We start from the raw sequence: 12,751 nt of genomic DNA, 5'->3' as shown, positions 1-12,751 counted from the left end.
CGCGGTTGCGACATCTGACCTCCGTTGGAATCGAGCTATCGGCATGCCTGCTTCGTCCCGTCCAAACCCGTTCGCCGGCTGGCTTCGCCGCCAGGCCGTCCCGCTCACCCACCTCGACCCTGAGGCGCCGCTCGACGATCTGAAGCCGGTACGCGACATCATCGGCGACGCCCGCGTCGTCGCGATCGGTGAGAACTCCCACTTCATCAACGAGTTCTCACTCATGCGCCGGCGCATCCTGCGGTTCCTGGTCGAACACTGCGGTTTCACCGTCCTGGCCTTCGAGTACGGCTTCAGCGAAGGCTTCCCCCTTGACGCCTGGGCCCAGGGGGAGGGGACGGATGATGATCTGTCGGCCCATCTCGCCGAGGCGATCCCCGTGGGAGTCGATGAGCCGCTGCGCTGGATGCGCCGGCACAACGCCACAGCCGGGGTGCCGGTGCGTTTCGCCGGGATCGACATCCCGGCGGCCGGTGGATCCCTGCTTCCCGCGCTGGCCCCGGTCGCCGACTACCTCCGCGAGATCGATCCCGAAACCCTCCCGGCGGTCCAGGCGGCGATGCGGATGGCCGAGTCGTTCGCCGGTGCCTCCGCGGCCTCGGCCGCGCCGGCCTGGACGCGCCTGGCCACCGCCGAGCAGGACGCTCTCAGCGCTGTCCTGATGCGCCTGCTCATCCGGTTCCGCGCCGTCGAAGCGCTGTACGTCTCCCGTGGCGATCAGCACAGCTATGACATCGCCCTGCGTCGCATCGAGGCCGCCTGCCACGCCGACTACGGCTTCCGTGCCATGGCCGGCCTGTACGCCGGGAACGGGCTGACCGCCGACACCTCGGCCCGCGACGTCTACATGGCCGGGTCGGTCCTGTGGCACCTGGAGCGCCTCGAACCCGGGGCCCGCATCGTGCTGGCGGCTCACAACGCCCACCTCCAGAAGGTGCCGATCTCCTTCAACGGTCACCTCACGGGGCTCCCGATGGGACAGCACCTGCAGCGCGTACTCGGCGATGAGTACTTCGCCCTCGGCCTGACGAGCACCACCGGGCACACAGCCGATATGCGCCCCGACGAGAACGCGCGCTTCGGTTTCGCCATCGACAACACGGCGTTGGAGGCGCCCGAGCCGGGAAGCGTCGAAGCCGCCTTCGCGGATGCCGGCCTGGGGCTCAGCATCGCCGACCTCCGCCGGGCACGGCGAGAGGCCGTTGCCCCGGGTCCCGATCGCATCCGGATACAAAGCGCCTACTTGCACACCCCCGTCCTCGACGCGTTCGACGGCATCCTCAGCACCCCGACCTCCACCGTCGCCGACGACGTCGAAAGCTGAATCGTCCAGACTGTCCAGGAGATCGTCAGCCGAGGCCAGAACCTGCAGAACAGGGAGTTACGAGATGCGTGTGTCACTGACAACGACGGATTGTGAGGGAGTTACCCGATGATGAACACCGATGTGATCATTGTGGGCGCCGGTCCGACCGGCCTGATGCTAGCCGCCGAGCTGCGCTTGGCCGGGGTGCGGCCGCTGGTGCTGGAGCGGCATCCGCAGCGCCGGGACACTCCGAAGGCAGGTGGTCTCGGTGGGCAGATCCTGGAGCTGCTGCGCTACCGGGGCTTGCTGGAACGGTTCGAAGCGGCCTGCACCGGCCCTGTTCCGGCTCCCCGCTTCCCCTTCGGCGGTGTGCACCTGGACTTCACCCAGCTGGCAGATCCCCCGCTGCACGCCCTGCCGCTCCCGCAACAACTGCTTGAGCGGCTGCTCGACGAACGCGTCGGCGAGCTCGGCGTCGACGTCCGCCGCGGGCACGAGGTGGCCGGGGTGAGCCAGGACGAGGCCGCGGTGAGCGTGGACGTGCACGGCCCGGACGGGCCGTACCGGGTGATCGCCCGCTACCTGGTGGGGTGTGACGGCGCGCGCAGCCGGGTCCGCGACTGGGCCGGCATCGGCTTTCCCGGCACCATCTATCCGGAGGTCAACCGGCTGGCCCAGGTCACCTTGCCCGAGAAGGTGACCGTGCTCGGCAACGGCGATCTCGACGTGCCCGGCTTCGGCACTGTCCGCGCGGGTTTCACCCGGACCGACCGTGGTCTGTTCGGCGTCGGCTCCTCGCCCGGCTCCCAGGCCGTCTCGCTCTACACCATCGAGGACGAGAGCACCGAGTACGACGACGACGTCCCGATGACGGTCGCCGAACTGCAGGACAGCGTCCGTCGCGTGCTCGGCGTGGAACTGCCCGTGGGAGAGGCGCTCCGGCTGTCGCGCTTCACCTTCAAGGCCCGGCAGGCCGAGCGCTACCGTGAGGGGCGGATCCTGCTGGCCGGCGATGCGGCGCACCTGTTCCCCGCCACCGGGGTGGCGCTCAATGCCGGCATGCTGGACGCCGTCAACCTGGCCTGGAAACTGGCCGCCGACCTCCACGGCTGGGCGCCGACCGGCCTGCTGGACACCTACCACAGCGAACGCCACCTCGCCGGCGCCCGTACCATGCTGCACACCCGAGCCCAGGTGGCACTACGGCGCGGGCACGACGCGGCCGCCGAAGCACTGCGGGAGGTCTTCCAGGAACTCCTCGCCGACGAGCAGCCGTTGCGCCGCATGGGAGCGCTGGTCGCCGGCACCGACATCCGCTACCCGATGCCCGGCTCCGACCACCACCCCCTCGCCGGCGCCTTCGCCCCCGACCTCACCCTCCACACCGGCCAGGGCAAGACCAGCGTCGCCGAACTCCTGCACCCCGCCCGGCCGATCCTGCTCGACCTCGCCGACCGCCCGGACCTGCGCGAAACCGCCCAAGACTGGCGGCATCGCGTCGACATCCACACCGCCAAGACCGACGCTCGGCCGGCGGACGCCCTGCTGATCCGCCCGGACGCCCACATCGCCTGGGCCGCGACCATCGACGAACCCACCGGCACCGCCGCGCCCGCCCTGCGCGAAGCACTCTCCGGCTGGTTCGGCGCACCCTGATCATGCCCTGCGAGGTCGACGCCTCCCGGCCGTGAGGCGAGCGCCCGGTAGGCGGCGGCACGGACCTGGGGCGAGACCGGCGCCTCACCGATCAGCGAGAGCAGCGCCTCCATGGCGGGGCCGTCCTGTTCGGCGGCCGTGATCGATTTTCCGCTGGTACGGACACCGGCTGCGGAGACGGCCGACCGGAGCCGGGTCAGTGTTTCGCGCTCGGGCGGAGCCGGTCGGCGATGGAGGCGATCAGCTCGTAGGACCGGCGGCGATCCGCGTGGTGGTAGAGGGGAGTGGTGATCATGAGCTCGTCGGTGCCGGTGGCGTCGAGCACCGATTGCAGGTGCTCGATCACCGCGGACGGGCCTCCGACCAGGACGCCATCCGAGCGGGCGGCGATTTCGGCGCGATCGTCGTCGGTGTAGGGATATGCTGCCGCGTCCTCGGGGCTCGGCAGCAGGATGCGGTTCCCCCGGACCCGGCTGAGCACCTTCAAGCGGGTGGACCCGGCGAGCCATTCGGCGCGTTCGTCGTCCTCGGCGGCGATGACGGACACGCTGACCAGCGTCGTCGGTGTCGCGGCATGGTCCGAGGGGCGGAACCGTTCCCGGTAGGTGCGCATGGCGTCCACCGCCATCTGCGCGTTGAGGTGGTGGGCGAAGGCATAGGGCAGGCCGAGTTCGGCGGCGAGGTCGGCGCTGCTGGTCGTGGAGCCGAGCAGCCACAGCGACGGTACGTTGCCGCCGAGGACGGGAATCGCCTTGACCTGTGCGTCCTGGGGTGGATCTAGGTAGGCCTGGAGCTCGTCGAGTTGCTGGCGGAAGGTTTTCGCGGTCCGGTCCCGCTCGGGACGGACCGCTTCCACGGCCGGTCGAGGGCCGCCCGGGGCACGGCCCAGGCCGAGGTCGATCCGTCCCGGGTGGAGGGCGGCCAGCGTGCCGAACTGCTCGGCCACCACGATCGGAGCGTGGTTGGGCAGCAGCACCCCGCCCGCGCCGACGCGCAGGTGCCGCGTGGTATCGGCGAGGTGGCCGATGAGGACGGCGGGGGCGGAGCTGGCGACGCCGCGCATGCCGTGATGCTCGGGGACCCAGTAGCGGTGAAAGCCCAGCGCGTCGGCCAGCTTCGCGAGATCCACCGTGTTGTGCAGCGCCTGCCTCGGTGTGGACCCCTGAACGATCGGTGAGGTGTCCAGCACCGAAACGCGTACGTCAGCCTGCCGGCACCCGCGCATGCTCGTCCTCTCCGGTCCTGCCACAGCCATTCGTCTCCAGCGCAGTATGGCGCGGGGGAGGGCGGGAGAAGTGCCCCCGAAGGCAGTGCTGGTGGGCTGGATTCCGGGACAGCGTCCGAGCCCGGCCGGGCGGCCCTGGACCTCACCGGCTGAGATCGAGCCGGGGTCGGCGGCCTCTGACCTCACCGGCCGCGATCGACGCCGTCGCCGTCGCCGTCGCGTCGCACCTGCCGGTCCCGCGCTGACGGCGGCGGCGGTAGCCCAGGATGCGGGAATCAGCCGGTGGACGCCGCGTAACCGGGCGGAACGGCTCGCGGTGCGCCAGTCGATGGGCGCCATCGGCCCATACTGAGCGCCACCATCGGCTCCAACCGAGCGCTGCCGTTGGGCCGAGCCGCCCGGATCACCGAGCCGCCCGGACTACCGGGCTGTCCTGATCACCGAGCTGCCCGGATTACCGGGCTGTCCGAAACGTTGGGCAGCGCTCACCCCGGCTACCTCCCGGTGCCCGGTGGTCCCGCAGGCTGGTCGGCGTCGGTGGCGACGCATCGGATCGCCATGTACTGGCGCGCCGGCAAAGGGACCCGGAAGCTGCCCGAGTACGTGCCGGGCAGTGTTTCGACGGTCATGTTCCACGTGTCGATCACATCCACCGTCCAGACCGTGCCTGGCTCCATCGTGACATCGCGATACGACGGCCGGTTGAAGCCGAAGTACGCGATCAGGTAACGCGACGCCACCCCGCCCCAAGGGGTGTCCCAGTCGCTCGGCAGCGGGTCGAGCACCCCGGTCGGCGACTCCTCGATGATCCGTCTGAGAAAGGCGATCCGATCCGGACTCGAGCCGACGAGCTCGCCGCCCTTCGACCACCACAGCTCTTCGCGGTCGTTGAGGTAGGTCTCCCCGTGCCCGACATAGCCGCCGCGCACCGCGCCCTCCCAGAACCGCCGGGTCATCTCCTCACCGGTGATGTTGCCCCACCCCTGGTCGATGTCGCCTTCGTAGGCGCATTCATCAATGACGACGGGTTTGTCCCACTGTTCACGCCACTGGTCGGTGTTCTCGGCGGTGCGGTACACGTCGATGCGCTGCGCACTCGCGTGAGTGATCCACGGCCGGCCGTAGTCGTAGAAGCGGAAGCAGTTGTGGATCGAGAGCAGGTGCCCGACCGGGTCCTCTTCGACGACGATCGCGGCCAGCCGCTCCCAGTCGTCGACGGACTTCGAGAACAGCAGGTCGTACTCGTTCGCGAGCGACCACCAGACGTTCGGCAATGCCGACAATCGCCGAACCACGTACCGGACATAGCGGTCGTCCGCGGCGGTGCCCATGTCCGAGAAGCCCCAGCGGTCGTAGGCGTGGAACAGGATGACATCGGCTTCGACGCCGATCGCGGCGAGATCCGCGATCCGGCGCTCGAAAGCGCGGAAGTAGGCGGGGTTGAGGCGGGTGTGGTCCCACCCGCCGTCGCCGTCCGGCTCGAACGGGTAGAGCGGCGGCTCGTTGGCGTTGAAGAGGTAGGACTTGGGAAAGACCCCCATCCGGATCTTGGTGAACGGCGACTCGGCGAGCGTGCGCAGGGTCTGTTCCTGCAGCGCTTCGCTCTGGTGGGTCCAGGCGTACGCGGTCGTCCCGAGCGGCAGGTGACGCGTGCCGTCCGCGTACGAGAAGTGATAGCGGTCCGCCACCCGGACGGGCCCGCGACCAGCGCCGGCCACCGCGGTGAGCTCGACGGTGACCCCGTCGAGGGAGGGCGTGGTCGCCTCCGTCGTGACGACCCAGCGTCCGGCCTGGTCGGGCAGCAGCCGGACGCGCCAGATCCCGTCGCCGTCGTAGAAGCCGCCGAGCCGGCGCGTCGACCCGTCGGGGGCGGTCGCGCGTGCGCGCAGGTCGACGTCGACGAACGGGTTGCCGTGGTCCGGTCCTGCGAGGGCGAGCTCCCAGGTCGCCCACACTTCGCCCGTGGCGGGTGCGGAGAGCACGCCGGCCGAGCCGCGCGGCGTGCCGACCTGCTCGTGGTGGGGGTTCGGCGCGATCGCAGGCGGGTCGGAGCGCACGCCCGGGTCGCCGGCGTCGAGCGCGGCGAGCTCGCGCCACAGGTCGTCGAGCTGTGCGGGGGAGAGCCGGGCGTACGGACCGGCGGCCGTGATCTTGCCGAGGGTGCGGCGGCGCAGCTGTATGAGCAGGGGAGAGTTCACGACGCCGGGCAGAGTGCGCTGGATGACGCCGCGGGCCTCGGCGTGGTCCAGGATGTCGGCGAGCAGGCTGTCCGGCCCGAATCCCCGGCCGCTCATGCCATGCCGCCCGAAGTGCCGCCCGAAGTGCCGCCCGGGGTCCGGCACTTCGCCGAGCGGGCGCCCGGGGTGGGGAGGCCGACGTCGGGCATCCGGGTGTCCGCCTGCTCCGGCAAGGTGTCCGCGGTCTCCACCAGCCAGCGCAGCAGCACGCCGGAGAGCCGGGCCTCGACGTCGGCCAGGTCGGGGCGCCCGGCGAGGTTGCGCGCCTCGTGCGGGTCGGCCGACCGGTCGTAGAGCTCGGCGGGCTCGTACAGGCGCCACACGTACGTCCAGCGTTCGTCGCGGACGGCGGCGGCCTTGCCCACGGTCATCGGCCGCTCGTGCTGCAGCGCCGTCTTGCGGTCGTACGGAAAGCCGCTGCGCTCGAACTTCGGCTCCTCCTCGACGAGGAAGCCGCCCTCGCTGAACGCGTACTCGCGGTGCCCCACGGCGGGATCGCGCAGCACCGGAAGCAGGCTGCGGCCGAAGTGATGATGTCCAGGCTCGACCCCGGCGAGATCGAGCACGGTCGGGAAGACGTCGATCAGCTCCACCATGGCGTCGACCGCGCCGTGCGCCGGCAGCCCGCCGCCACTGATGATCACCGGGTCGCGGGTGATGCAGCTGTGCAGCGCCGACGGCCACTTCTCGACCACGCCGAAGTCGCCGAGGTACTCGCCGTGGTCGGAGAAGAACACCGTCACGGTACGTTCGGCCGCACCCGTACGGTCCACGCCGTCGAGCAGGCGGCCGACATGTGAGTCGAGCCGCGAGACCATGCCCTGGTAGGTGGCCCGGAGCTCCCGCCACACCTCAGACGTCGCGCGGTCCGTACCGTAGTAGTCGCGGATCCCCTGCAGGTAGGCGGGTTCGGGGCCGCTGCCCGACACCGGGTCGCCCACGGAGTCGCGATCGTGCAGGGAGAACCACGGTTCGGGGGCGCGGAACGGGCAGTGCGGCGCGACCAGCGGCGCGAACAGCACCCACGGCCCGTCCGGCGGGTCGGCGAGCCACTCCTCGGCGGTGCGCACGGCCGCCTCGTCGAAGTCGATGTCGCTGTCGTCGACCACGCGGCCGTGGTAGTAGAGGCGGTCCCACAGGTCGGGATCGACCTCGGACGCCATCCGCGGGAGCTCCATGGCCGCTTTGGCGCCACCCGCCCATCGGCCGCTGGTCGGCCGCGTGCCGAAGCCGTGCTCGTGGACGCTGAGCTCGGTCGCGCCGGGGCCGAACGTGTCGCCGCGGTCCCCGGCCCAGGCCACGTGGTAGCCGTTCTCCTTGAGCGTGCGCAGGAAGTTCGGCTCGTCGGTGCGCAGCGGCGTCCCGAACGACCGGTGCCCCGCCGTGTGCGGATACCAGCCGGACAGGAACGACGCGCGGCTCGGCGAGCACACCGGATGCTGCGCGTAGGCGTTGGTGAAGGCGGTGCCTGTCGCGGCGAGGCGGTCGAGGTTCGGAGTGCGCGCGGACGGGTTTCCGAAGGCGCCCACCGCGTCGGCCCTCAGCTGGTCCGCGACCACCACCAGGAAATTCGGGCGATACGTCATGGTCATCCTCCCGTTACTGAATTGGGGGGTAGCGTACCTTACCGAGTACTCGGTAAGGTCTGCCGAAACCGCGAGAACGCAAGGAGAATCTCTTGTCAGGAGTGGCACCGTCGGTGCGTAACCGCAGGCCGCCAGGGGTGCGGCGGGAGGAGATCCTCAGGGTCGCCACCGAGATGTTCGGCGACAGCGGTTACCGGGGTGTTTCGCTCGCCGACATCGCGGCCCGGGTCGGCATCTCCCAGCCCGGCCTGATCCACCACTTCAAGAACAAGGAAGAGTTGCTGCTCGCGGCCCTCGAACGTCGTGACGAGGACAGCCGCGACCACATGGACGCGATGTTCCAGGAGATGTCCGTCGCGGACGCGCTGATCTCGCTGTGCCGCCACAACGTCGAGGATCCGACGGCGATGCGTCTGTACGCCGTGGAGTCCGCGGAGAGCATCGAGCCGGGCCACCCCGCCCGCGAGTTCTTCCTGCGCCGCTACGCCCGCGTCCGTGAGCGCGTGGCCGAGCGCATCCGCCGCGACCAGGAGCTGGGCCGGCTCCCCGCCACGCTCGACCCGGTCGTCCTGGCCGGCGAGATGATCGCCGTGATGGACGGCCTCCAGATCCAGTGGTTGCTCGACCCCACCATGGACCTCCCCGGACGCATGGCCGCCTACCTCGAGCGACTCATCATCAAGGAGGACCGGTGAACGACGGACTCGAGGAGCACCTTGACGCCCTGGTCGGCAAGCTCGACCTCCCGCGGAAGGTACGGCTGCTGACGGGGGAGTCCCACTGGCGCACGTACGCGGAGCCGGCCATCGGGCTGCGCGAGATCAACGTGTCGGACGGGCCCGCCGGAGTGCGCGGCCCGGAATGGGACAACGGCTCCCCGTCGGCGTGCCTGCCGTGCCCGACCGCGATCGCGGCGAGCTGGGACGTCGACCGCGCCGCCGCGACCGGGCGCGTGCTCGCCGCGGAGGCCACCCGCAAGGATGTCGACGTGGTGCTGGGTCCCACGGCGAACCTCCAGCGCAGCCCGCTCGCCGGCCGCCATTTCGAGTGGTGGTCGGAGGATCCGGTCCTGACCGCCCGGCTCGCCGGCGCGCTGGTCGGAACGCTCCAGCGGCACGGCGTGGCGGCGACCGTGAAGCACTACGTCGCCAACGACTCGGAGACCGAACGCGCCACCGTCGACGTCCGCCTCGACGAGCGCACGCTGCGCGAGGTGTATCTCGCCCCGTTCGAGCACATCGTCCGTGATGAACGGCCGTGGCTGGTCATGGCGTCGTACAACGCCGTCAACGGGACCGCGATGACCGAGCACGAGCTGCTCGACAGCCCGCTGCGCACGGACTGGGGCTTCGACGGGCTCGTCATGTCCGACTGGCACGCCGCCCGCTCGGTGGCGCCCGCCGCCTCGGCGGGCCTCGACCTCACCATGCCGGGCCCCGGCGGACCGTGGGGCGCCGCGCTGGTGCAGGCCGTCACCGACGGCCTGGTCAGCGAGGCCGCGGTGGACGCGAAGGTGAAGAACCTGCTGCGGCTCGCCGCCCGGCTCGGCGCCCTCGACTCGGTGCCGGTGACCCGTACGCCGGTCACCGTCGACGTACGCGGCGAGCTGCGCGCCGCCGGCGCGGACGCGACCGTGCTGCTGCACAACTCCGGTGACCTGCTGCCGCTCGCGCCGGAGCGCCTGCGCCGCGTCGCCGTGTTCGGCGAGCTGGCCGGCAGCCCGCGCATCCAGGGCGGCGGCAGCGCCGAAGTGCGGCCCACCCACGTCGTGTCCCCGCTGGACGGGCTCGAAGCCGCCCTGCCCCCCGGCGTCCAGGTGACCTACACCGCCGGCAGCTACCTCGAAGGCGACCCCGCCCCGGTGCCGCCCGGGATGCTCGGCGCGCCCGTGCTGATCCGCTGGCTCGACGACACGGGCGCCGAGGTGACGCGCGAGGATCGCCGGAGCGCCGCTCTCGTACGGCTCGGCGCCGACGTGCCCGTTGGCGCCACCACCGTCGAGCTGACCACCCGGATCGTCCCGGACGTCTCGGGCACGTGGCAGCTCGGCCTCAGCGGGGCGGGCCGGATCGTGTTCGCCGTCGACGGCCGGACCCTGCTCGACGACGACGTACGGCCGACGCACGACGGCCCGGGCGCGGAGATCCTCACGCCGCCCGTGCGCACGTTCGACGTGCCGCTCGAAGCGGGCAGGCCGGTCGAGGTGCTGCTGCGGCAGCGGATGCCGAAGTCCGGCTCGGCCGTCGCGATCCGCTCCCGGGCGCCGCGGCGGTCCCCGGCCGAGGAGCTCGCCGTCGCCCGCGAGCAGGCCAGGGCCGCGGACGTCGCGATCGTCGTGGTCGGCACCAGCTCGCAGACCGAGAGCGAAGGCTTCGACCGAGCGGACCTGTCGCTGCCCGACGGGCAGGACGACCTGGTGCGGGCGGTCGCCGCGGAGAACCCGAACACCGTCGTCGTGGTCAACGCGGGTGCCCCCGTGCTGCTGCCGTGGCGCCATGACGTCGCGGCGGTGCTCGTGACGTGGTTCGGCGGGCAGGAGTCCGGCGCCGCGCTGGCGGACGTGCTCCTCGGTCACGCCGAGCCCGGCGGCAGGCTGCCGATGACGTGGCCGGACCGCGGCGAGGACGTTCCGGTGCTGGACACGGCGCCCGTGGACGGCCGGCTGGAGTACGGCGAAGGGGTCCATGTCGGCTACCGCGCGTGGCTGCGCGCCGGGGTCGAGCCCGCGTACCCGTTCGGGCACGGCGTCGGCTACACGTCCTGGGAGCTCGTCGACGTCGACAGCGGACCGGACGCGGCCGTACGGGTCTCCGTGCGCAACACCGGTTCGCGGCCGGGCAAGCAGGTGCTGCAGGTCTACCTGGCGCGGCCCGGTTCGAGCGTCGACCGCCCCGCCCGCTGGCTGGCCGGGTTCGCCGTCGTGCGCGGCGAACCCGGCGAAACGCTCACCGCCGAGATCCCGCTGCCTCCCCAGGCCTTCCAGCACTGGGACGTGGCACGGCACGACTGGGCGGTCGAGCCTGGAACGTTCGAAGTCTCCATCGGATTCTCCTGTGCGGACATCCGTGGCACGACGTCGATCAAGGTTCACGAGGAGTGATCAACCGGGTCTTCCCCCCGGCCCGAGAGAAAGTAAGTGAGGTGGTGCAGCGATGTACCCCAGTAATCGCCACGTCGATTCCATCCCTGGTGCTTCGGCCCTGTCGCGCCGGACGCTCCTCAGCGGGCTGGCCGTCCTCGGTGCGGCCGGCCTGGCCGGATGCCGCTCCGCGGTGAACGAGAGCAAGACGGCCGGCGCGGTGAGCGGCCCGACCCGCGGCGGGACCCTGGTCGCCACCGTCGCCGCGCCGCCGGACCCGGCGGCCTATTTCACCGGCCGCCCCGGCAACATCTTCTGGAACCGCAACGTCCTGGAGACGCTGGTCATGGTCGACCAGGACAACAAGCCGCAGCCCCTGCTGGCGACGAAGTGGGAGCTGCGGGACGACAACCGGACGCTGGTGCTGTCGCTGCGCGAGGGTGTCAAGTTCCACGGCGGCCGTGCCTTCGGCGCGGAAGACGTCGTGTTCACCCTCGAACGCGAGATGGCGGGCGACGGCCTGGCCACGCTCGGCGGCGCGATGAAGGGCTGGAAGGCGAGCGCCACCGGCCAGCACGAGGTCACGATCACCTCGCCGCGGCCGCTCCAGGAAGTGGTGCTGGACATCCTCGACTCGACACCGATCATCGACCGCGAGAGCTACAAGGGGCTCGCGGACGGGTCGAAGGTCATCGGTACGGGACCGTTCCTCTGGTCCGGCTACAAGGCCGGCACGGAGATCAAGATGACGCGCAACGACGCGTACTGGGAGCAGGGGCTGCCCTACCTCGACGGCATCGAGCTCACGGTCATCGGCGACTCCACCGCCCAGCTGGCGGCGCTGCGCTCAGGCCGCGCGCACCTGGCGAACGGGCTCAACATCCAGGACGCCAAGACGGTCGTCGACGACAAGAAGTTCCACCTCGACCTCAACCACGGGCTCGTGTACGCGCTGGGCTTCGACGTCACCAAGGCGCCCTTCGACAAGCCCGAGGTGCGCCGGGCCATCGGCTACGCGATCGATCGCCAGCGCATCAACCAGCAGGTCTTCGGCGGGGTGGGCACGACGACCAGCCTGCCATGGAGCGAGGACGCGACCGGCTACCCCGCGGAGCTCGCCGCCACCTACGCCTACCAGCCGGACCGCGCGAAGAAGATGATCGAGGACGCCGGGGCGGCCGGGGCCCGCGTCGAGATCGCCGTCCACGCGCTGCCGGTGCCGCGCAACGTGATCGAGATCGTGTCGCGCAACCTGACGGACGTCGGCCTCCGTCCGTCGGCGCTCGAACTGCCCCCCGCGGAGTTCGAGCCGCGCAGGATCGCCGGCAAGCTGGGGCCCGCGTTCCTGACTTGGACCGCGGTGGCCAAGCTGCCGCCGGCGCTCTCGCTGTACGGATATCCGGACCTGCGGCCGGCCAAGAACACCTCGAACTACGCCGACGCCGGTTACCGCGAGCGGGCGCAGGCGCTGATCGACAGCGTCGACGAGAGCGAGACGGCGCAGCGGCTGAAGGACCTCTCGCAGTACCTGCTCGACGCCGCCTTCCTCCAGACCATCGCCATCGTGCCGGCCACGGTCGTGCGCGCGGACGCCGCGAGGGACATCCTGGTCAGCCGCTACGGCCGCTCCATGCGCGCCGCCTACCTCACCCGGTGAACGAG

General features: G+C 71.2%; 8 protein-coding genes. 5 read left to right on the top strand and 3 right to left on the bottom strand.

All coding sequences use genetic code 11. The features are described from left to right. Positions 1–43 precede the first annotated feature (43 nt). Complete coding sequence (locus tag ACWDRB_RS49720) at positions 44–1,324, top strand: erythromycin esterase family protein (protein WP_449906733.1); 1,281 nt, start codon at positions 44–46, stop codon at positions 1,322–1,324. Positions 1,325–1,432: 108 nt separating this feature from the next. Then, a complete protein-coding gene (locus tag ACWDRB_RS49715; protein WP_449906730.1) occupies positions 1,433–2,962 on the top strand; it encodes an FAD-dependent monooxygenase in 1,530 nt (509 codons plus the stop codon). 196 nt (positions 2,963–3,158) lie between these two features. Here ACWDRB_RS49715 and ACWDRB_RS49710 read toward each other — a convergent pair whose 3' ends face one another. The 3 genes from ACWDRB_RS49710 to ACWDRB_RS49700 all read right to left on the bottom strand — a co-directional run bounded on the left by ACWDRB_RS49710 (position 3,159) and on the right by ACWDRB_RS49700 (position 8,010). Further along, complete coding sequence (locus ACWDRB_RS49710) at positions 3,159–4,217, bottom strand: LLM class flavin-dependent oxidoreductase (protein WP_449906727.1); 1,059 nt, start codon at positions 4,215–4,217, stop codon at positions 3,159–3,161. A gap of 464 nt (positions 4,218–4,681) precedes the next feature. After that, a complete protein-coding gene (locus ACWDRB_RS49705; RefSeq protein WP_449906724.1) occupies positions 4,682–6,481 on the bottom strand; it encodes a DUF5605 domain-containing protein in 1,800 nt (599 codons plus the stop codon). Continuing rightward, positions 6,478–8,010, bottom strand: a complete 1,533-nt coding sequence (locus ACWDRB_RS49700; RefSeq protein ID WP_449906722.1) for a sulfatase-like hydrolase/transferase — start codon at positions 8,008–8,010, stop codon at positions 6,478–6,480. Before ACWDRB_RS49700 ends, ACWDRB_RS49705 begins: the two co-directional genes overlap by 4 nt. A gap of 101 nt (positions 8,011–8,111) precedes the next feature. Here ACWDRB_RS49700 and ACWDRB_RS49695 point away from each other — a divergent pair, with 101 nt between their 5' ends. The 3 genes from ACWDRB_RS49695 to ACWDRB_RS49685 are packed head-to-tail and all read left to right on the top strand — an operon-like array spanning position 8,112 to position 12,746. Next, positions 8,112–8,705: a TetR/AcrR family transcriptional regulator gene (locus ACWDRB_RS49695; protein ID WP_449907115.1), complete on the top strand. Its 594-nt coding sequence runs from the start codon at positions 8,112–8,114 to the stop codon at positions 8,703–8,705. Next, a complete protein-coding gene (locus tag ACWDRB_RS49690; RefSeq protein WP_449906719.1) occupies positions 8,702–11,110 on the top strand; it encodes a beta-glucosidase in 2,409 nt (802 codons plus the stop codon). The genes ACWDRB_RS49695 and ACWDRB_RS49690 overlap by 4 nt, the downstream gene beginning before the upstream one ends. Positions 11,111–11,162: 52 nt before the next feature. After that, positions 11,163–12,746: an ABC transporter substrate-binding protein gene (locus ACWDRB_RS49685; RefSeq protein ID WP_449906716.1), complete on the top strand. Its 1,584-nt coding sequence runs from the start codon at positions 11,163–11,165 to the stop codon at positions 12,744–12,746. Positions 12,747–12,751 lie beyond the last annotated feature (5 nt).

Source organism: Nonomuraea sp. NPDC003707 (genome assembly GCF_053587055.1).
Note: the sequence above shows the minus strand (reverse complement) of the source record. Positions and strands in the feature narration are given on the sequence as shown.